The sequence below is a fragment of the Bacillus sp. FJAT-27231 genome (genome assembly GCF_001183975.1).
Classification (GTDB): domain Bacteria; phylum Bacillota; class Bacilli; order Bacillales; family Domibacillaceae; genus Pseudobacillus; species Pseudobacillus wudalianchiensis.
Genome location: NZ_LFZU01000001.1, coordinates 4,139,026 through 4,159,085, shown reverse-complemented (window position 1 = coordinate 4,159,085; position 20,060 = coordinate 4,139,026). Strand labels below are relative to the sequence as shown.

Below are 20,060 nucleotides of genomic sequence, written 5' to 3'. Positions count from 1 at the left end.
CCAAGTGAATAAAGAACAATTTCAGCAACAGCTCGCAGAAAAAGGGATTCAGCTCTCTGCTTCGCAGCTAGAGCAATTTAATTTGTACTATCAATTGCTCGTTGAGTGGAACGAGAAGATGAATTTAACTGCGATTACGGACGAAGAAGAAGTGTATTTGAAGCACTTCTATGATTCGCTTTCTGCAGCGTTTTACTTTGACTTTTCCGGCAGCCCTGCTATTTGTGATGTTGGAGCAGGGGCCGGATTTCCAAGTATTCCATTAAAGATTGCTTTTCCAGACATTCAAGTTACAATCGTTGATTCACTCAATAAACGAATCAGTTTTTTGAATCATTTAGCTGAGCAGCTACAATTAAAGGACGTGCATTTTTATCACGATCGTGCTGAAACCTTTGGAAGATTGCCTGAGCATAGAGAACAATACGATGTGGTGATGGCCCGTGCCGTTGCCCGTATGTCGGTGTTAAGTGAATTGTGCTTGCCGCTCGCAAAAGTAGGTGGAGTCTTTTTAGCGATGAAAGCAGCCAGTGCTCAAGAGGAACTAAAAAATAGCCACAAAGCACTTACGATACTTGGAGGCCGTTTGCGGGAAGAGCATTCGTTTTTGCTCCCTGTTGAAGAGAGTGAGCGGACTATTATGGTGATTGATAAAACAAAAGCAACACCGAAAAAGTACCCAAGAAAGCCTGGAACGCCAAATAAGTCACCAATTGAGTAATGTTCAGACTGCTAGTCTATAAAGTATGGTCTGCATTTTGAAGTTATCCACTTGTGGATAACTTCACTTTTTTGAGATTCAGTAAAAAAGCAGTTCCAAGAAGAAGGAACAAGAAGGTAAAAGAGAGAATAGGTATTAAAGGGAGTCCGTTAAAGGTGGTGTAGGGATCATGAAGCGTCGTTTCTCTCGTTTTTTTAATATGGGGGAAAAAGCAGCAGAAGAGCAGCCAAGAGAAGTAGCGTTAGTAGAAGAATCAGCAGCGGAGAGAGAGGCAGTTAAACAAATCCCGGTGTCCTTAATTATGCCGAACCGCTTCCAGCCAAGAACAATTTTTGACGATGGAAAGATAGAAGAGCTGGCTAGAACCATCCATATTCACGGTATCATTCAACCGATTGTTGTCCGGGAAACGGAAGACGGAAAATATGAGTTGATTGCCGGTGAGCGTCGGTGGCGAGCAGTTCAAACCTTAAAATGGGAAACTGTTCCGGCCATTATTAATAATTTAACTGATACCGAGACTGCTTCGGTTGCTTTAATAGAAAACTTACAAAGAGAAGAGTTATCGCCAATTGAAGAAGCGATTGCTTATGGCAAATTGCTTGAGCTTCATGGGCTGACTCAAGAAGCGCTTGCCCAGCGTCTAGGAAAAGGACAATCAACTGTAGCCAATAAGCTGCGGCTATTAAAGCTGCCGCAAGAGGTTCAAGACGCTTTGGCACAAAAGAAAATCACAGAGCGCCATGCAAGAGCACTGATTCCATTAAAAAATCCGGAAAAACAAGTGCAAGTCATGAACGAGGTTATTGAAAAACAGTTAAACGTCAAACAAACCGAGGACCGGGTTATTCAACTGCTTGACACACCAAAGCAAAAGGCAAAACCCCGCCGTAAAGCTTTTAGCAAAGATGTCAGAATAGCCGTGAACACGATTCGGCAGTCTTTATCCATGGTCAGTGACAATGGGATTGACCTGAAATCTCAGGAAGAAGAATTTGATGATTTTTATCAGATTACAATTAAAATACCTAAAAAATAGTAAAGTGAGAAACCGAATGATGGTTTCTCACTTTTTTGCTATACAAAAAATGTTAAAATCGAATAGTCAACAGGAACATACATAGCCAGAAGAGTAAAAAAGTATTTTAAGCAGGATTGATAACTGAAGGGCTATTTTTGTTAAAATAGAAATATATACATTACTAGGATAGAAGAAAGCAGGTGGGCCGGATGGGAAAAGTCATTGCGATAGCGAACCAAAAAGGAGGAGTGGGAAAAACAACTACTTCTGTTAACCTCGGAGCTTGTTTAGCTTCTTTAGATAAAAAAGTGCTTTTGATTGATATTGACCCTCAAGGAAACGCAACGAGCGGTACGGGAATTGAGAAGGGCGATGTAGATCAATGTATGTACGATGTATTAGTAGACGATACCGACATGGTGGACATTATTAAACCTGCTGCTACGGAAAATTTGTTTGTTGCACCGGCAACCATTTCATTGGCAGGAGCAGACATTGAACTCGTACCGACTATTTCGAGGGAATTGCGGTTAAAAAGAGCGCTTGAAGAGGTACGCGACAACTTTGACTATATTTTAATCGATTGTCCCCCGTCTCTAGGGTTGTTAACTGTCAACGCTTTAACAGCGGCTGATTCCGTGATTATCCCTGTACAATGTGAGTATTACGCTCTTGAAGGATTAAGTCAGCTGCTTAATACCGTGCGCCTCGTACAGAAACATTTAAATACGGAACTAATGATTGAAGGCGTCCTGCTTACGATGCTCGATGCCCGTACAAATCTTGGAATACAAGTCATTGAGGAAGTAAAAAAGTATTTCCAAGATAAAGTCTATCAAACGATCATCCCAAGAAATATTCGTCTCAGCGAAGCACCTAGTCATGGCAAACCGATTATTTTATATGATCCGCGCTCAAAAGGGGCCGAGATGTATTTAGATTTTGCAAAGGAGGTGGCCGCCCATGGCTAAAGGGCTGGGAAGAGGCATTAATGCTATTTTCAAAGACCTTGAGTTAGAAAATGAAGAAGCAGTAAAAGAGATTAAATTAAAGGAATTGCGGCCTAATCCTTATCAACCGCGCAAAATTTTTAACGAGGAAACGATCAATGAATTAAAGAAATCGATTAAAGAGTACGGAATCCTGCAACCGATCATTGCCCGTAAAAGCATTAAAGGCTATGAAATTGTAGTAGGAGAAAGACGTTATCGAGCGGCAAAGGCAGCAAAGCTTGAGAAAGTACCTGTCGTTGTCCGCAAGCTGTCTGATGAACAGATGATGGAGATGGCGCTTCTTGAAAATCTGCAAAGAGAGGATTTAACGGTTTTAGAAGAAGCGGCAGCGTATCAAACTCTTATTGAAAAATTAAATCTGACTCAGGAAGAATTAGCTGTGAAAATGGGAAAGAGCCGATCTCATATTGCTAATCATCTGCGCCTGCTCTCTTTGCCGAGTGAAGTGCAGGAATTAGTAACAGAAGGAAAGCTGACGATGGGGCATGGCCGGGCACTTCTAGGGTTAAAAAGAAAAGAACAGACTATAGAGACAGCGAAAAAAACAGTAGCAGAAGGATTAAACGTCAGACAGCTTGAAAAGTGGATTCAGCAGTTGAATAAAGATGTTTCACGTGAAACATCTGAACCGAAAAGAACCAAGGATTTATTTTTAAAAGAACGTGAGGATGCTTTAAGAGAACAGTTCGGAACGTCTGTTCATATTAAACAGGCAAAAGATAAGCAAAAAGGGAAAATTGAAATTGAATTTTTATCGGTAGAAGATTTAAACAGAATACTTGATTTATTAAAAAAGGATTAATCAGGGAGCTGTCGGATACCGTCAGCTCCTTTTATGGTTAAGAAGTTAAAGGAGAAAAGGACAATGGTATTGTATGGGTCAATTGTAAATGGGCTGACCATTATTTTGGGAGCTATATTAGGCAAGTGGTTAAACCGTATTCCAGAAGGGATAAAAGGAACCGTCATGCAGGCGATCGGATTAGCAGTTGTCGTACTTGGATTGCAAATGGGACTAAAAAGTGAAAACTTTCTAACGGTCATTATTAGTCTCGTTATCGGGGCAGCCATTGGAGAAGTATTAATGCTAGATGAAAGGCTGAACCAGCTTGGTATGTGGCTAGAAAAGAAGATTGGCAAAGAAACAGATGAAACGAGCATTTCACAAGGCTTCGTGACAGCAACCTTAATTTTCGTTATCGGAGCAATGGGCATTATTGGCGCTCTTGACAGTGGCATCCGCGGCAATCATGAAGTCCTGTTAACAAAAGCGATTATTGACGGTGTTACTGCCTTGATCTTAACGACTACTTTAGGGATTGGTGTGATCTTTTCTGCTGTTCCAGTTGTTCTTTATCAAGGAACTATTGCTTTGTTTGCTACTCAAATTGATCGGTTTGTGCCACAAGGATGGATGGACGCCTTTATTGTGGAAATGACAGCAGCTGGCGGCATTATGATTATGGCCATCGGTCTAAACCTGCTGGGCTTGACGAAGGTGCGGGTAGCAAATCTACTGCCAAGCCTTTTGATTGTTGGTGTTATTATTACGATTCAATATCTTTTTTAAACAAGTGTTTAGAATACATAGCGGCCTGTTGTGTAAGATGAGAGTCTGGATAGACCATATTCTCCTTCAAGAGTGTAGAGGCTGAGTAACGAAGGGCTGCTTTTGTAATTCCTTCTGTGATGACCCGAGCCATGCTCATGACAAGATGCAAACGTGTGTTTTGTAATACAAAAAATTCCATAAATCCGCTAATGTTAACAATACCAGTTATATGCGCATCCCCAACGGCTGGCAGTTGTTTGTTGACACCGGCTCCTGGTTTAACGGGACCTTTGCCAACTTGAATATTTCCGACACTTTTTAATCTTCCTAGACAAGCATCTGCGCCAATGATAAACGGACGATTATGTTCTTTTTCAATAAGAGCCAGTTTTTCTACAAGATTTACAGCATGAACAGGATTTTCCAGTGTGCCGTACGTATGGAAAACGCCTAATTCTTTTTCTTCAAGCAATGTGCCGATAAGCGGGCCAAGAGCATCTCCGGTAGAGCGATCGGTCCCAATAAAAGTAAAGACAACCGGACAGCTTCCCGGAGGCGGCAGTAGTGCTAACAAGTGATCAGCGAATGTGGAAGCCGCCTGCTGCTCTTCATAATGAACACTGTATGAATCAGGTTTTCGGTCAAACAAATTTTTTAGATTCATATGCTACCTCCTGCTGGATAATAGTAAAAGTATACGGATTTTTTGGCAATTCTATACATGCTGTCGGGAAAAAGAAAAAGTTTCTCTTAGATGGGCTTAGCTACAAATTTTTCGCTATTCTTGTTAAAATGAAAATTGTCCTTCAAGCAGAGACCGTAAAGGAGGAATTTCATGTCTACATTCCGCAGCAGTATGCTTGATAGTATGTGGAATACATTAACAAGTGAAGAAACGTGGTTTGCAATTGGGAAAGGGACACTCAAAATTATCGTAACGATGATTTTAGCGGCTATTGTCGTAAAAGTAGCAAAAGCTGCTATCCGTAATTTTTTCCACTTGCGTTCAAAGGCTCCTCTAAGATATTCGGAACGACGGGAAACTACCTTATTGAAATTGATGGAAAATGTGGTCTCTTATGTCGTGTATTTTGTAGCAATACTTAATATATTGTCTATTTTAAATTTTAATGTGAAAGGGTTAATTGCAGGAGCCGGGGTCTTGGGGCTAGCAGTTGGTTTTGGCGCTCAGAACCTTGTGCGTGATGTGATTAGCGGATTTTTTATTATTTTTGAAGATCAATTCTCAGTAGGAGATTTTGTTCGCATCGGCAATTTTGAGGGCACTGTTCAGGAAATTGGCCTCCGAACGACAAAAATTAAACAATGGACAGGAGAACTTCATATTTTGCCGAATGGTTCCATTACGGAAGTGACCAACTTCTCTATCCATAACAGTATGGCTGTAGTAGACGTAAGCATTGCTTATGAGGAGAACATTGAAGAAGCAGAAAAAGCTCTCGAAGAATTATTAGGGACACTGCAGGATAAGTATGAAGAAATTGTTGCACCGCCAACTTTACTAGGTGTACAAAATTTGGCTGCTTCAGACGTTATTTTGAGGATTGCAGCAGAAACAACCCCAATGAATCATTGGTACATCGCTCGGATGATTCGTAAAGAAGTGAAATTGTGTCTTGACGAAAATGGAATCGAAATACCATTCCCACGGCTCGTGATGTACTCTCGCTCTGAACAGGAAGAAGCAGTGGCACACAAGAAGAATGAACACGTAAGCAGGGGGTGAAGAGATGGAAAAGACATTTGAGTTAAATGATATTGTTGAAATGAAGAAGCAGCATCCATGCGGCACGAACCGTTGGAAGATTATCAGATTGGGCATGGATATTCGCATAAAATGTGAAGGCTGTGGACACAGTGTAATTTTGCCAAGAAGAGAATTTGTGAAGAAGATGAAGAGAGTAGTAGATCCAGTTGAGAACAGCAGCGAAGCATAACGCTGCTGTTTTTATATGAAAACAAAATAGACCAGTGAACGAACCTTTCAGAGAAATGAACGTTTCCATACACAAAGCAAGAGAAAGCGGCAATTGCCTTTTTTAGCGACTAAACTTATAATTGTGAAAGGTTTAGAGCGAAATCAATAGAAGAGTTTATGATAGAGGAGTGACTGAAATGGCTTTAACAGCTGGGATTGTTGGTTTGCCAAATGTGGGCAAATCGACCTTGTTTAATGCAATTACAAAAGCAGGCGCAGAATCTGCTAACTATCCATTCTGTACGATTGACCCCAATGTAGGGATTGTAGAAGTGCCGGATGCCCGTTTAAATAAATTAACTGAAATGGTAGACCCAAAGAAAACGGTTCCTACTGCATTTGAATTTACTGATATTGCTGGAATTGTTAAAGGGGCAAGCAAAGGTGAAGGACTAGGAAATAAATTCCTGGCTCACATTCGCGAAGTAGACGCGATTTGTCAAGTAGTCCGCTGTTTTGCTGATGATAACATTACACACGTATCGGGAAAAGTAGATCCCATTGATGATATCGAAGTAATTAACTTAGAGTTGATTTTAGCTGACTTGGAAACTGTTGAAAAGCGTCTTGTGCGCGTGGCTAAATTAGCGAAGCAAAAAGATAAAGAAGCGGTTGCGGAAAATGACGTTTTAGTTAAAGTAAAGGAAGCACTAGAAGCCAATAAACCGGCTCGTACCGTAGAGCTTTCTGAAGAACAGAACCGTATTGCGAAACAACTTCATTTATTGACAGCTAAGCCAATGCTGTACGTGGCAAACGTTGGGGAAGAAGATATTGTGGACCCCTCTGAAAACGAATATGTTCAAAGAGTTCGTGAGTTTGCTGCAGAAGACAACGCTGAAGTAATCGTCGTTTGTGCGAAGATTGAAGAGGAAATTGCCGAGCTTGATGACGAGGAAAAAGCCATGTTCTTACAAGAACTTGGTATTGAAGAGTCCGGTTTAGATCAGCTCATTCGTGCAGCTTATTCCTTGCTTGGACTAGCTACTTATTTTACAGCTGGTGTTCAAGAAGTACGGGCATGGACGTTCCGCCAAGGAATGAAAGCTCCACAATGTGCTGGTATTATCCACTCTGATTTTGAACGTGGTTTTATCCGTGCTGAAATTGTTTCTTACGACGATCTTGTAGAAGCAGGCTCTATGACAGCTGCTAAAGAAGCGGGAAAAGTCCGTCTTGAAGGCAAGGAATACATTATGAAAGATGGAGACGTCGTTCATTTTAGATTTAACGTGTAATTGAAAATGTACAATAGAAAAAGCTATGGTTTTCTTCGTTTTAAGAAAATCGTAGCTTTTTGTTTTACATTCCTATAGTCTATCTCGTTGATCTTATTGCATTTAAAGGATGATCATGATATAATTCTATCTTGTGAGTAATGAAACAGTTACTCCTTGCTCTTTTCAAAGAAAAAGAGCCGCATAGACCATGAGGAGGTGAAAGAAAGATGAGAAAGTACGAATTTATGTACATTATCCGCCCAAACGTTGATGAAGATACGAAAAAAGCGGTTGTTGAGCGCTTTGACGGGATTTTAACTTCTAACGGTGCGGAAATCATCGATTCTAAAGATTGGGGTAAACGTCGTTTAGCATATGAAATCAACGATTTTCGTGAAGGTTTCTACCAATTAGTACATGCTAACGCTGATGCTGCAGCGGTTCAAGAATTTGACCGTTTAGCTAAAATCAGTGACGACATCATCCGCCACATCGTAGTTCGCGAAGATGACAAATAAATCGTTTAAATAAACAATCTTTCAAAGTGGGCCGTCTTGGACATTTTGAATTAAAGGGGGTTGATTCTGATGATGAACCGAGTCGTTTTAGTAGGCCGTTTAACTAAAGATCCGGACCTTCGTTACACGCCGAACGGAGCAGCCGTTGCTACCTTCACTCTCGCTGTGAATCGTACGTTCACGAATCAGCAGGGCGAACGGGAAACGGACTTCATCAATTGTGTGGTTTGGCGCCGGGCAGCAGAAAACGTAGCAAATTTCCTCAAAAAAGGAAGCTTAGCTGGCGTAGATGGCCGTATCCAAACACGTAATTATGAGGGACAAGACGGGAAGCGCGTATACGTAACCGAGGTCTTAGCTGAAAGCGTACAATTTTTAGAGCCACGCAGCGCTTCTGCAGGTGAGCGCGGCAATGAAAATAACATGTACGGCGGCGGACAAAGAAACCAGGACATTCCGTTTGGCCAACAGAATCAACGCAATAATAATAACAAGTCAGACTATACAAGAATGGACGAAGATCCATTTGCAAATGACGGTCAGCCGATCGATATTTCAGATGATGACTTGCCATTCTAATCACTATTAAAAGAGGAGGGGAACCACATGGCAGGACGCAGAGGCGGACGTAAACGCCGGAAAGTTTGTTACTTCACAGCTAACGGCATTACGCATATCGACTATAAAGATGTAGATCTTTTGAAAAAGTTTATCTCTGAACGTGGAAAAATTCTTCCACGCCGTGTAACTGGAACAAGCGCTAAATACCAACGCCGTTTAACTATTGCAATTAAACGCGCGCGTCAAGTAGCTCTTCTTCCATTCGTGGCTGGAGAGTAATGCAATGAAAAATCCGCCTTAACGGGCGGATTTTTTTTATGGATAAAATTATTTGAATATAAAAACATTTTATAAAAATATCTATATTTTAATAAAATATCCGATAAAAAAGGAGGTAATTAACTAACTAACTTTATACAGGAGGCTGATAGATTTGAGGTCAATTAAGGCAAAATTAATGATACCTCTTATTTTGTTACTTATTTTGTCATTTGCTTTTATTATTATTTTTATTAATTATCAAATTAAAAAACAAACAGAAGAAGAAGTACTTGGACAAACAAAAGGAATTGTGAAGCAAATGAACGATTCCGTTTTTTTATTTTTAGATCAGCATAGAAAAAGCATTGAAGTAACAGCTGGAAATTCAGCCATCACTCAATATGGAGCAAATATAGCAAATGGCAAAGGGGACGCAAAGGGTCAAGAAGCTATCAGAAACCTGTTCAAGCGCTATTTAAGTTCTTATAAAGATGTTTTGAATATTTACTTTGCAACACCCAAAGGAACGGTGGACATTTATCCTGCTGAACTCCCGGATAATTTCGATGCCAGAACGAGAGACTGGTACAAGTTAGCAATGGAATCAACTGGAGAGGCCGTATGGAGCGAACCCTATGTAGATGCCACCAGCGGAGAATATGTAGTAACGGTATCTCAGTTAGTCACCATGCAGGATGAAAAAATTGGTGTGATCGGAGCAGACATTAGCTTAGCTGTCATGACGCGCCAAATGGATAGCATGCATATTGGGTACAATGGTGTGCCGATTATTATCTCTAAAGAGGGGCTTGGCATTGTTCATCCAACCGAGAAAGGAAAAGACTTAACGAAGTATAAGTATATTCAATCCATTCTTCAGAAAAATCAAGACAAGGGAACGGTTGAATACGAGAAAGACAAGAAAGAACGGTTACTCGTCTATGACACGGTAAATGGAGTGGGTTGGAAGATTGGGGCTGCCTATGATCGAGATTCGCTTCTTAATTTATCTCAATCGATTGGGAAATATTTAGCGGTTACAGGAGTCGCTTTGCTTCTTATTATGATTGCTGCCATCCTTTATATACTTAATCAAGTCGTAAAGCCTATTCATGATCTTGGAAAGTCAGCTCAGGAAGTAGCTAAAGGAGACCTGAGCGTACAAGTGCCTGTTACTTCAAAAGATGAAGTAGGGGAGCTTGCTAAGACATTTAATGAAATGGTCGGCAGTATGAGAGAGATTATTTCAGTTGTGAATCAATCAGCTGATAATGTGACCGATGCAGCGGAGAGCTTAAGTGCTGTTTCAGAAGAGACGAATGCTTCCAGTGAACAGATCGCTGCGGCCATCAATGAAATTGCCAAAGGGGCAGCCAAATCATCCGAGGAGTCAAGTGAAGCAACGGAACGTTCGCATCATCTCGGCAGTCAAATTAACCAGATTGCCAGCCAGGCAAAAGAAATGAATGAGGCAGCCCGCCAAACGGACAGCGTACAAAAAGCAGGCCTTAAGCAAGTAGAATCGCTTGGTTCATCAAATGCGGAAACGAAGCAGTATATTGATGAAATGGAAGGCGTCATCCACGCTTTGGAATCAAAAATTAAATCAATTGAAATCATTATGCAGACAATTACGGATATTTCTTCGCAAACTAATTTGCTCGCTTTAAATGCTTCGATTGAAGCAGCACGGGCAGGCGAACACGGCAAAGGCTTTGCGGTCGTCGCGGAGGAAGTCCGGAAGCTCGCTGAACAGTCTGCGCAGGCGACCGATCAGGTAAAAGCAACGATTAGTGACATCCAGGAAGGGTCTGGGCAAGCGGTAGAGCAAATGGTGAAAACGCGGACGAACTTCGACGGCCAAACAGCAGCAGTCGAAGCAACGGAAACCATTTTCAGAGAGCTGTCTACACTAGTTGAGAAGATGGAAACCTCTGTGTCAGCTATTAATGAAGAGATCACAGAAGCCGCTACCGCCAAAGACGAAGTGCTGCAAGTAATGGAGGAAATTGCAGCCTCCGCCCAACAGTCAGCCGCCGCGAGCGAGGAAATTAGTGCTTCTGCTGATGAGCAGCTGCGGGCTATTCAATCAGTGGCCACCTCTTCTGAGCGCTTAATAGAATTAAGCATTGAATTAAAAAGTGCCGTCAACCGTTTCAAATTGAGTAAATAAACTATAGCCATACGATTTCTAAAGACAAATCTTAATTAATTGAAGCAGTAGAGAAAAGAACTGTTGTAGTGAAGCGCATCTTCCGAGCAATTCCTTTTTATTCAAAATGAAAGACCTGCCGATTAAGGTGGGTCTTTTTTTATGTATTTTTCATGAAATCCTATACATTTTTACTGGAATGCCGATAAAATAAATAATTGTTTTATGTATTCTAAATATTTATAAAATAATGAAAAATTGTTGCTGAGGAGGCGAAGGTAGTGAAGTCAATAAAGACAAAATTAATGATCCCTCTCATTGTCCTGCTTACTCTTTCATTTGCTTTTATCGTTTTCTTTATTGGAAACAAAATAGAAAAGCAGACAAAAGAAGAAGTGGTTAATCAGTCTGAGGGCATGGTTAAGCAGATGAGTGATTATGTTTATTTGTTTTTGGAACAACACAAGGAAAGTGTAGATTTAGTTGCCCGAGATCCTATACTTATCAATTTTGGAGAAAGTCTATTAAAAACAGATGAGAAAAAAGGAAGAGCCGCTTTAATAGCCATGTTTGAGCGCTACTTACAAGAACATGAAAATGTGACGAGTATTTATTACTCAACGGATAAAGGGACAATGGATGGCTATCCAGATACTCCAATGCCTGCAGATTATGACCCACGGCAGAGGGAGTGGTACAAAAATGCGATGGAGTCAGACGGAGAAGCTATTTGGAGTGAGCCGTACTTAGAGGAAGACTCAGGAAGATATATGGTAACAGTCTCTGAACCGCTCATTGTAGGAAACCGTAAAATCGGTGTACTTGCTGCCGATATTGTTCTTGGGGTAATGGCCGATAAAATGAGTGAAATGCACATCAATCACAATGGTGTACCGATTATTATCTCTAAAGAAGGGCTTGGGATTGTCCATCCGACTGATCAAGGGAAAGACTTAACAAAATACAGCTACATGAAATCCGTGTTAGCTAGTGATCAGAAGCAAGGAACTGTTTCCTATAAAGAAAAAGGAAAAGAACGGTTATTTGTGTATAACACAGTAAAAGGAATAGGGTGGAAAGTTGGGACTGATTACGATCAACAAGATCTGCTCGGTTTATCGAAATCTATTAAAGCGGCATTAACTGTTACTGGAATGATCATTTTATTGCTCATGATTACAGGGGTTCTTTACATACTTAATCAAGTGATAAAACCTATTCACATTCTTGGAAACTCAGCCCGGGAAGTAGCTAAAGGAGACTTGAGTGTCCAAGTACCCGTTGTTTCGAAAGATGAAGTCGGAGAGCTGGCCAAGGCATTTAATGAAATGATTACTAGCACACGGGAAATTATCTCGATTGTGAATCACTCAGCTGACAATGTAACAGTAGCAGCGGAAAGCTTAAGTGCCGTTTCAGAAGAGACGAACGCTTCCAGTGAACAAATCGCTGCTGCGATCAGCGACATTGCCAAAGGGGCAGCCAAATCATCCGAGGAGTCAAGTGAAGCAACAGAACGTTCGCATCACCTCGGCGATCAGATTAATCGAATCGCTCATCAGGCTGAAGAAATGAACGAGGCAGCCCGCCAAACGGACAGCGTACAAAAAGCAGGCCTTAAGCAAGTAGAATCGCTTGGTTCATCCAATGCGGAAACGAAGCAGTATATTGATGAAATGGAAGGCGTCATCCACGCTTTGGAATCAAAAATTAAATCAATTGAAATCATTATGCAGACAATTACGGATATTTCTTCACAAACTAATTTGCTCGCTTTAAATGCCTCGATTGAAGCAGCACGGGCAGGCGAACACGGCAAAGGCTTTGCGGTCGTTGCGGAGGAAGTTCGGAAGCTTGCTGAACAGTCTGCGCAGGCGACCAATCAGGTAAAAGCAACGATCAGTGACATCCAGGAAGGGTCTGGGCAAGCGGTAGAGCAAATGGCGAAAACGCGGACGAATTTTGACAGCCAAACAGCAGCGGTTGAAGAGACCGAAACCATTTTCAGAGAGCTGTCTATGCTTGTCGAGAAGATGGAAACCTCTGTATCAGCTATTAATGGAGAGATCACAGAAGCAGCCACCGCTAAAGACGAAGTGCTGCAAGTAATGGAGGAAATTGCGGCCTCTGCCCAACAGTCAGCCTCCGCAAGTGAGGAAATTAGTGCCTCTTCCGATGAGCAGCTGCGGGCCATTCAATCAGTGGCCACCTCTTCTGAGCGTTTAATAGAATTAAGCGTTGAATTAAAGAGAGCGGTTAACCGTTTTAAGTTAAGTAGCTGAACAGATCAGCAAATCGATCGATGAACTGCTGGATTTTTAAATGACAATGGATACAATGATGAAACGAACTGCCGGGAAAGCGCCGGCAGTTTTTTGTATAAATTTGAAAAGTTGAATGAATGGTGAAAGCAAGATAAAATAATAAGGGTGTTAGTCATTTAGAAGAGGGTTAAAAAGACCTTCTAGTAGGCAAAGAGATATTAATGAGGTGTTTAGGTGGAAAATAAAAACATGATTACTGAAGGAGTAAGAAGGGCAATCATTTTTGTCGTATTACTTGCACTTTCGCTTTACATCCCGGCTTTAGGAATGATTATCAGCCTTTTCTTGCCCCTTTCGTTTCTAGTATATAGTGCCAAGTATCCAGCTCAGGCAGCTGTCAGCTTTGCCGCTATATGTCTGGCGCTTTCCCTGCTTGTGGGTGGTCTATCGGCCGTTCCGTTTGCTTTAATTTTTATCATGACAGGTACCGTCATGGGAAGCATGGTTCAAAAAAAGAGAGACAAGTTTTCGATATTCATGGCAGGAAGTTTAATCTTTTTGCTGAATATAGTTGTTTTATATGCAACGGTTATGGGCGTGGCAGGAGATCAAGCAGCGAATATAAGCGAGTCGTTTAAACAATCATATGAAGACTCTGCAAGGTTAATGGAAAGCATGGGCCAGCCTCTGCCGGAGACAGCGATCGAGCAGGCGAAAGAAATGTTTGATTACTTACTGGCGCTTATGCCAAGCTTGCTTGTGCTTTTTTCTATGGGCTCAATTTTAGTCATAATGGCGATCAACTTTCCAATTGCTAAAAGATTGGGCGTAGAAGTGCCGAAATTTAAGCCCTTTCGGGAATGGCATGTTCCAAAAAGTATTTTATGGTACTATATTATCTTGTTGCTGGCGAGCTTAATTGCTGCACCAGAAAAAGGAAGTATGTGGTATTCTTCTTACATAAATATCATGTTTATGCTGCAATTTTGTTTATTGCTTCAAGGATTATCATTTCTTTATTTTATCGCTCATTCGAAAAAATGGCCAAAAATCATTCCAATTTTGCTAACGATTTTTTCAATTCTTGTCCTTCCTCTCCTTTATATTGTGAGATTATTAGGTATAATTGATTTAGGATTCGACTTGCGGCAGCGTCTTCAACGGAAAAGATAATTTGCTTAGGCTACTTTGATTTCTAGGAGCTGAAATGATGCTTTCTTATTATAGCAGGCGGAAAATACAAATTCCGTTATATGGATTACTGATCGTTTTACTTATTGTTCTTGCCGTACTTGCTATCTTTAATTGGCTGGCAGCGCTCGTGGGATTTATCGTAAGTGCTGTGTTGTTTTTCTTGCTGATTAAAGCAGAAGATCGTATACATGGGGAAGTTGAACGTTATGTGACGACTCTTTCCTATCGACTGAAGCGGGTAGGGGAAGAGGCACTGATGGAGATGCCGATTGGTATTCTTCTCTATAATGATGATTATTACATAGAATGGGCTAATACCTTTTTAACTTCTTATTTTGAAGAAGAGATATTAGCAGGGAAATCATTGCAGGAGCTTGCTGATTCTCTTATCACGATTATAAAGAATGAAAAAGGCGACGTGATAGAACTTCGTGGCCGTAAATTTGATGTGATTATAAAGCCAAAGGAAAAGCTTCTATACTTGTTTGACGTGACAGAACAGGAAGAGACAGCTAGAAGGTTTCTAGAGGAGCAAACGGTTTTATCGATTATCTATTTGGATAACTATGACGATTTAACACAGGGAATGGATGACCAAACAAAAAGCAGCTTAAACAGCATGGTCACTTCCATCTTAAATGATTGGGCATTGGAACATGGAATCTTCTTAAAGAGGATTTCTTCGGAGCGCTTTTTTGCTGTACTCAATGAAAAAATACTGCGAAAGCTTGAAGAATCAAAGTTTTCCATTTTAGACGAGGTAAGAGAACGCACTGCCAAGCAGGCTGCTTCACTGACGCTAAGCATTGGCGTTGGACATGGAGAGCTGTCGCTTCCTGAATTAGGCACTCTTGCTCAATCAAGCTTAGATCTTGCGCTTGGCCGGGGCGGCGACCAGGCTGCTTTAAAGCAGTTGAATGGTAAGGTCAAGTTCTATGGCGGTAAAACGAATCCAATGGAAAAAAGAACACGTGTTAGAGCTCGTGTGATTTCTCACGCTTTGCGGGAGCTTGTTGTGGAGAGCGACAAAGTAATTGTAATGGGACATAAATATCCGGATATGGACGCACTTGGTGCTTCAATGGGAATCCGCCGTGTCGCACAGATGAATGATCGAGAAGGATACATTGTGCTTGATTTTTCAGAAATGGATACGGCTGTAAAACGATTAATGGCCGAAGCAAAAAAGAATCCGGATCTTTATTCGCGTATTATTGCTCCGGAAGAAGCGCTTGATTTGGCTACAGAGAATACTCTTCTTGTCGTAGTCGATACGCACAAGCCGTCCTTGGTCATTGATGAGAAATTGCTTCACAAAGTAGATAAGGTAGTCGTCATTGACCACCATCGCCGCGGAGAAGAATTTGTGAAAAATCCACTGCTCGTTTATATGGAGCCTTACGCCTCGTCTACTGCAGAGCTGATTACAGAACTATTGGAGTATCAGCCAAAGGTCAGCAAGCTGTCTATGCTTGAAGCGACGGCTCTGCTTGCGGGTATTATTGTTGACACGAAAAGCTTTTCATTGCGGACTGGTTCCAGGACGTTTGATGCCGCGTCTTACTTGCGGGCCCGCGGTGCTGACACCGTACTCGTTCAAAAGTTTTTAAAGGAAGATATCGATACGTATATCCAACGTTCACAAATTATTAAAACGGTCTATTTCTATAAAGATGGCATCGCGATTGCAAAGGGAGACCAAAACGAAACGTATGATTCTGTTTTGATTGCTCAAGCTGCTGATACATTGCTGGCAATGGATGGCGTCCAAGCATCATTTGTCATTGCTAAAAGAGAAACAGACACCGTGGGAATTAGCGCTCGTTCACTTGGAGAAGTGAACGTACAGGTTATTATGGAGCAGCTGCAAGGCGGCGGTCACTTGTCAAATGCGGCTACTCAGTTAAAAGATGTCACAATTGCAGAAGCTGAGGGTATGCTTAAGGAAGTCATAACTGATTTATACGAGGGAGGCAATGAAGAATGAAAGTAATCTTCTTACAGGATGTAAAAGGAAAAGGGAAAAAGGGCGAAGTTAAGAATGTTGCAGACGGATATGCCCATAATTTTTTAATTAAAAATGGTTTAGCTGTAGAAGCAACAGCTGGAAACAAGAAAACACTTGAAGCGCAAAAGAAAAAAGAAGCAGAGCTAGCTCAACAGGAGCTTGAAGAAGCGAAAAAGCTAAAGGAAACAGTAGAAAAACTAACAGTAGAAATTAAAGCAAAGTCTGGCGAAGGCGGCCGGTTGTTCGGCTCTGTGACAACAAAGCAAATTGCAGAAGAACTGAAGAAAACTCATAATATTAAAATCGATAAGCGTAAAATGGATCTGCCTGAAGGAATTCGGGCACTTGGCTACACAAATGTACCGGTGAAACTTCATAATGAAGTATCTGGTACATTAAAAGTTCATGTTACTGAAGAAAAATAAGTCGTTTCATGCTAAAATAATAAGGTTGAAAACATGTGATCGGATTTTTCTGGTCACTTTTTTTTGATAAACAGACAGTTAGCGAAGAAAGAAACAACGCTTCCTGCGAGGAGGTTTAGGTGATGAATGATTTGTTGACTGATCGTATCCCGCCACAAAGCATTGAAGCGGAGCAAGCGGTGCTTGGTGCTATTTTTCTGGAGCCTGCTGCTTTAACGGTTGCTTCGGAAATTTTAATTCCGGAAGACTATTATCGAACTGCTCATCAAAAAATATATAACACGATGCTGAAGCTCAATGATCATGGAAAAGCAGTGGATGTCGTTACCGTGACAGAAGAGCTGGCTGCCACAAAGGACTTAGAGGATGTCGGCGGTGTAACGTATTTAACAGAGCTGGCTGAATCGGTTCCAACCGCAGCTAACATTGAATATTATGCCCGCATCGTTGAAGAAAAGTCGCTTTTACGCCGGCTCATTCGTACCGCTACCACGATTGCCCAAGAAGGCTACAACCGTGAAGATGAAGTGGACGCTTTATTGAATGAAGCAGAAAAGAGCATTATGGAAGTGGCTCAGCGAAAAAATACAAGTGCCTTTCACAACATAAAAGATGTACTTGTGCGCACTTATGATAATATTGAAATGCTTCATAACCGTAAGGGAGATGTTACAGGCATTCCTACCGGATTTGCGGAGCTTGATCATATGACTGCCGGTTTTCAGCGTAATGACTTGATTATCGTAGCTGCGCGGCCTTCCGTTGGTAAAACAGCGTTTGCTTTGAATATTGCCCAAAATGTCGCCACCAAAACGGATGAAAATGTCGCGATCTTCAGCTTGGAGATGGGAGCAGAGCAGCTTGTAATGAGGATGCTCTGTGCGGAAGGCAACATCAATGCTCAAAACTTGCGGACTGGTTCTTTGACGGATGAAGACTGGCGCAAGCTGACGATGGCGATGGGGAGTTTGTCTAACTCAGGAATTTTCATTGATGATACACCAGGCGTACGTATCGGCGAAATCCGTTCAAAGTGCCGCCGATTAAAACAAGAGCATGGCCTCGGTATGATTTTAATTGATTATTTACAGCTGATCCAAGGAAGCGGACGCTCTGGTGAAAACCGTCAGCAAGAAGTTTCTGAGATTTCTCGTTCTTTAAAAGCGCTCGCTCGTGAACTAGAAGTGCCTGTTATCGCGCTCTCTCAGCTTTCACGTGGTGTGGAACAGCGTCAAGATAAGCGTCCAATGATGTCCGACATTCGTGAATCAGGATCAATTGAGCAGGATGCTGATATTGTTGCTTTCTTATATCGTGATGATTACTATGATAAAGAATCCGAAAACAAAAATATCATTGAGATTATCATTGCAAAGCAGCGGAATGGTCCTGTTGGAACGGTTCAGCTTGCTTTTGTTAAGGAATATAATAAGTTTGTAAACTTAGAACGGCGATTTGATGAAACGGGATAAAGGACAACCTCGGCAGTTTAAACTGCCGAGGTTATTTTTTACGAACAAATTCACATTTTGTATTAAAAATGTTCGTGTTCTGTAATTGACTTCTTTAGTTTTAAACTGTTAAAATAAGTTTGGTTAAAAATCAACAAAATAATGGACTCTTCGGAGGTGCTTATTCATGACGTCAGTAGTAGTAGTCGGAACACAGTGGGGCGATGAAGGGAAAGGGAAAATTACTGATTTCCTTTCAGAAAACGCAGAAGTAGTAGCTCGTTATCAAGGTGGTAACAATGCAGGACATACGATTAAATTCAATAACGTTACGTATAAGCTTCATTTAATTCCATCAGGAATTTTTTATGATGATAAAATTTGTGTCATTGGCAACGGAATGGTCGTTGATCCAAAAGCATTGATTCAAGAACTAAAATACTTACACGAGCATGGTGTATCGACAGACAACTTGCGTATTAGCAACCGTGCCCATGTGATTCTTCCTTACCATTTGAAAATCGATGAGGTGGAAGAGGAGCGCAAAGGTGCCAACAAGATTGGTACGACTAAGAAAGGCATCGGACCCGCTTACATGGATAAAGCAGCTCGTATCGGTATCCGTATGGCTGATCTTCTAGATCGTAAAGCGTTTGAAGAGAAGCTGACTCGAAATTTAGAAGAAAAGAACCGTCTACTTGAGCGTTTCTATGAAACAGAAGGCTTCGAGCTTAAAGACATCTTTGAAGAGTATTATGAATATGGCCAACAAATTAAACAATACGTGTGTGATACATCTGTTGTTTTAAATGATGCTCTTGATGAAGGACGTCGCGTGTTATTTGAAGGTGCACAAGGTGTTATGCTGGATATTGATCAAGGTACTTACCCGTTTGTTACTTCTTCCAACCCAGTTGCCGGCGGTGTAACCATTGGATCAGGTGTGGGACCAACAAAGATTAATCATGTGGTTGGTGTTTCTAAAGCCTATACAACTCGTGTAGGCGATGGTCCATTCCCTACAGAATTGATTAATGAAATTGGTGATCAAATTCGTGAAGTGGGCCGGGAATACGGTACAACAACTGGCCGTCCACGCCGTGTAGGATGGTTTGACAGCGTCGTCGTCCGTCATGCCCGCCGGGTAAGTGGATTGACTGACTTGTCTCTTAATTCCATCGACGTACTTACTGGCATCGAAACGTTAAAAATTTGTACAGCTTACCGTTATAAAGGTGAGATTATTGAGGAATTCCCGGCTAATTTAAATGTCCTTGCAGAGTGTGAGCCAGTATATGAAGAGCTGCCTGGCTGGACAGAAGATATTACCGGCTGCAAGACGTTGAGCGAGCTTCCTGAAAATGCTCGTCATTATCTAGAGCGCGTATCTCAACTGACAGGTATTCCGTTATCCATTTTCTCAGTAGGTCCTGACCGCAACCAAACAAATATTGTTCGCAGTGTCTGGGCACAAAGATAATAAATTGCATAAAATCTAAGGCAATTGACAAACGCTCGCTTGCTTGCCTGTGGTGCTTACGGCCTTTGTGGTCTATCCGCTCCTCATCAAGATTTGTGCCTTGAAAGACGACTGTTTTCAATTAGCCTCAGGAGATATATAAAATAACTTTTATAGTCTAAACCCGTTTTCTCTTTTGAGAAAACGGGTTTTTTTGTAAGAAAAAAAGCCTATAGAGTTT

At 41.4% G+C, this 20,060-nt stretch carries 19 protein-coding genes; 18 read left to right on the top strand and 1 reads right to left on the bottom strand.

The annotated features are described in order from the left end of the window. The first annotated feature begins 4 nt into the window (after positions 1 to 4). From rsmG to AC623_RS19865, 5 genes are all read left to right on the top strand, one after another. On the top strand, positions 5 to 721 hold the full coding sequence (gene rsmG / locus AC623_RS19885; RefSeq protein ID WP_049665934.1) for a 16S rRNA (guanine(527)-N(7))-methyltransferase RsmG: 717 nt from the start codon (positions 5 to 7) through the stop codon (positions 719 to 721). A gap of 169 nt (positions 722 to 890) precedes the next feature. Next, on the top strand, positions 891 to 1,760 hold the full coding sequence (gene noc, locus AC623_RS19880) for a nucleoid occlusion protein (RefSeq protein ID WP_049665932.1): 870 nt from the start codon (positions 891 to 893) through the stop codon (positions 1,758 to 1,760). Positions 1,761 to 1,951: 191 nt separating this feature from the next. After that, positions 1,952 to 2,713 (top strand): ParA family protein, encoded by a 762-nt coding sequence (locus tag AC623_RS19875; protein ID WP_049665930.1) that lies wholly within the window; start codon positions 1,952 to 1,954, stop codon positions 2,711 to 2,713. Then, the gene (locus AC623_RS19870) at positions 2,706 to 3,557 is read left to right on the top strand and encodes a ParB/RepB/Spo0J family partition protein (RefSeq protein WP_049665927.1); all 852 of its coding nucleotides are present in this window, start codon (positions 2,706 to 2,708) and stop codon (positions 3,555 to 3,557) included. The genes AC623_RS19875 and AC623_RS19870 overlap by 8 nt, the downstream gene beginning before the upstream one ends. A gap of 63 nt (positions 3,558 to 3,620) precedes the next feature. Continuing rightward, positions 3,621 to 4,325, top strand: coding sequence for a DUF554 domain-containing protein (locus AC623_RS19865; RefSeq protein ID WP_049665924.1), 705 nt, complete (start codon positions 3,621 to 3,623; stop codon positions 4,323 to 4,325). Here the strand turns inward: AC623_RS19865 and yyaC are convergent. Further along, positions 4,303 to 4,971 carry a spore protease YyaC gene (yyaC, locus tag AC623_RS19860; protein WP_049665922.1) on the bottom strand — a complete coding sequence of 223 codons (669 nt, stop codon included), beginning with the start codon at positions 4,969 to 4,971 and terminating at the stop codon, positions 4,303 to 4,305. The two genes, AC623_RS19865 and yyaC, sit on opposite strands and share 23 nt — an antisense overlap. A 171-nt stretch (positions 4,972 to 5,142) precedes the next feature. On the opposite strand from yyaC, the gene AC623_RS19850 reads away from it, so the two are divergent. The 13 genes from AC623_RS19850 (at position 5,143) to AC623_RS19790 (ending at position 19,840) form a co-directional block, all read left to right on the top strand. Then, complete coding sequence (locus AC623_RS19850) at positions 5,143 to 6,054, top strand: mechanosensitive ion channel family protein (RefSeq protein ID WP_049665916.1); 912 nt, start codon at positions 5,143 to 5,145, stop codon at positions 6,052 to 6,054. A gap of 4 nt (positions 6,055 to 6,058) precedes the next feature. After that, a complete protein-coding gene (locus AC623_RS19845; protein ID WP_049665914.1) occupies positions 6,059 to 6,265 on the top strand; it encodes a DUF951 domain-containing protein in 207 nt (68 codons plus the stop codon). Positions 6,266 to 6,443: 178 nt separating this feature from the next. Further along, positions 6,444 to 7,544: a redox-regulated ATPase YchF gene (gene ychF, locus AC623_RS19840; protein WP_049665912.1), complete on the top strand. Its 1,101-nt coding sequence runs from the start codon at positions 6,444 to 6,446 to the stop codon at positions 7,542 to 7,544. Positions 7,545 to 7,753: 209 nt separating this feature from the next. Then, positions 7,754 to 8,044 (top strand): 30S ribosomal protein S6, encoded by a 291-nt coding sequence (gene rpsF / locus AC623_RS19835; protein WP_049665910.1) that lies wholly within the window; start codon positions 7,754 to 7,756, stop codon positions 8,042 to 8,044. 69 nt (positions 8,045 to 8,113) lie between these two features. Next, positions 8,114 to 8,623: a single-stranded DNA-binding protein gene (gene ssb, locus AC623_RS19830; RefSeq protein ID WP_049665908.1), complete on the top strand. Its 510-nt coding sequence runs from the start codon at positions 8,114 to 8,116 to the stop codon at positions 8,621 to 8,623. A gap of 27 nt (positions 8,624 to 8,650) precedes the next feature. Then, positions 8,651 to 8,884 (top strand): 30S ribosomal protein S18, encoded by a 234-nt coding sequence (gene rpsR, locus AC623_RS19825; RefSeq protein ID WP_049665907.1) that lies wholly within the window; start codon positions 8,651 to 8,653, stop codon positions 8,882 to 8,884. A 178-nt stretch (positions 8,885 to 9,062) separates the two neighbouring features. Beyond that, the gene (locus AC623_RS19820; RefSeq protein ID WP_442853583.1) at positions 9,063 to 11,039 is read left to right on the top strand and encodes a HAMP domain-containing methyl-accepting chemotaxis protein; all 1,977 of its coding nucleotides are present in this window, start codon (positions 9,063 to 9,065) and stop codon (positions 11,037 to 11,039) included. Positions 11,040 to 11,299: 260 nt separating this feature from the next. Continuing rightward, positions 11,300 to 13,300: a methyl-accepting chemotaxis protein gene (locus AC623_RS19815; protein ID WP_049665902.1), complete on the top strand. Its 2,001-nt coding sequence runs from the start codon at positions 11,300 to 11,302 to the stop codon at positions 13,298 to 13,300. A gap of 216 nt (positions 13,301 to 13,516) precedes the next feature. After that, on the top strand, positions 13,517 to 14,455 hold the full coding sequence (locus AC623_RS19810) for a YybS family protein (protein WP_049665900.1): 939 nt from the start codon (positions 13,517 to 13,519) through the stop codon (positions 14,453 to 14,455). Between the two features lie 37 nt (positions 14,456 to 14,492). Then, positions 14,493 to 16,463 carry a DHH family phosphoesterase gene (locus tag AC623_RS19805; protein WP_049665898.1) on the top strand — a complete coding sequence of 657 codons (1,971 nt, stop codon included), beginning with the start codon at positions 14,493 to 14,495 and terminating at the stop codon, positions 16,461 to 16,463. Continuing rightward, positions 16,460 to 16,909: a 50S ribosomal protein L9 gene (gene rplI / locus AC623_RS19800; RefSeq protein ID WP_049665896.1), complete on the top strand. Its 450-nt coding sequence runs from the start codon at positions 16,460 to 16,462 to the stop codon at positions 16,907 to 16,909. Before AC623_RS19805 ends, rplI begins: the two co-directional genes overlap by 4 nt. A gap of 122 nt (positions 16,910 to 17,031) precedes the next feature. Beyond that, positions 17,032 to 18,381 (top strand): replicative DNA helicase, encoded by a 1,350-nt coding sequence (gene dnaB / locus AC623_RS19795; RefSeq protein WP_049665895.1) that lies wholly within the window; start codon positions 17,032 to 17,034, stop codon positions 18,379 to 18,381. Between the two features lie 166 nt (positions 18,382 to 18,547). Continuing rightward, the gene (locus AC623_RS19790; protein ID WP_049665893.1) at positions 18,548 to 19,840 is read left to right on the top strand and encodes an adenylosuccinate synthase; all 1,293 of its coding nucleotides are present in this window, start codon (positions 18,548 to 18,550) and stop codon (positions 19,838 to 19,840) included. Positions 19,841 to 20,060 lie beyond the last annotated feature (220 nt).

Bases quoted from the DNA above. Each gene is read 5' to 3' on its own strand.
- AC623_RS19875 (WP_049665930.1), top strand. From the start codon at position 1,952: ATGGGAAAAGTCATTGCGATAGCGAACCAAAAAGGAGGAGTGGGAAAA.
- ssb (WP_049665908.1), top strand. From the start codon at position 8,114: ATGATGAACCGAGTCGTTTTAGTAGGCCGTTTAACTAAAGATCCGGAC.
- AC623_RS19845 (WP_049665914.1), top strand. From the start codon at position 6,059: ATGGAAAAGACATTTGAGTTAAATGATATTGTTGAAATGAAGAAGCAG.
- rpsF (WP_049665910.1), top strand. From the start codon at position 7,754: ATGAGAAAGTACGAATTTATGTACATTATCCGCCCAAACGTTGATGAA.
- AC623_RS19865 (WP_049665924.1), top strand. From the start codon at position 3,621: ATGGTATTGTATGGGTCAATTGTAAATGGGCTGACCATTATTTTGGGA.
- AC623_RS19870 (WP_049665927.1), top strand. From the start codon at position 2,706: ATGGCTAAAGGGCTGGGAAGAGGCATTAATGCTATTTTCAAAGACCTT.
- dnaB (WP_049665895.1), top strand. From the start codon at position 17,032: ATGAATGATTTGTTGACTGATCGTATCCCGCCACAAAGCATTGAAGCG.
- rplI (WP_049665896.1), top strand. From the start codon at position 16,460: ATGAAAGTAATCTTCTTACAGGATGTAAAAGGAAAAGGGAAAAAGGGC.
- yyaC (WP_049665922.1), bottom strand. From the start codon at position 4,971: ATGAATCTAAAAAATTTGTTTGACCGAAAACCTGATTCATACAGTGTT.
- AC623_RS19805 (WP_049665898.1), top strand. From the start codon at position 14,493: ATGCTTTCTTATTATAGCAGGCGGAAAATACAAATTCCGTTATATGGA.
- AC623_RS19820 (WP_442853583.1), top strand. From the start codon at position 9,063: ATGATACCTCTTATTTTGTTACTTATTTTGTCATTTGCTTTTATTATT.
- rpsR (WP_049665907.1), top strand. From the start codon at position 8,651: ATGGCAGGACGCAGAGGCGGACGTAAACGCCGGAAAGTTTGTTACTTC.
- AC623_RS19850 (WP_049665916.1), top strand. From the start codon at position 5,143: ATGTCTACATTCCGCAGCAGTATGCTTGATAGTATGTGGAATACATTA.
- noc (WP_049665932.1), top strand. From the start codon at position 891: ATGAAGCGTCGTTTCTCTCGTTTTTTTAATATGGGGGAAAAAGCAGCA.
- ychF (WP_049665912.1), top strand. From the start codon at position 6,444: ATGGCTTTAACAGCTGGGATTGTTGGTTTGCCAAATGTGGGCAAATCG.
- AC623_RS19790 (WP_049665893.1), top strand. From the start codon at position 18,548: ATGACGTCAGTAGTAGTAGTCGGAACACAGTGGGGCGATGAAGGGAAA.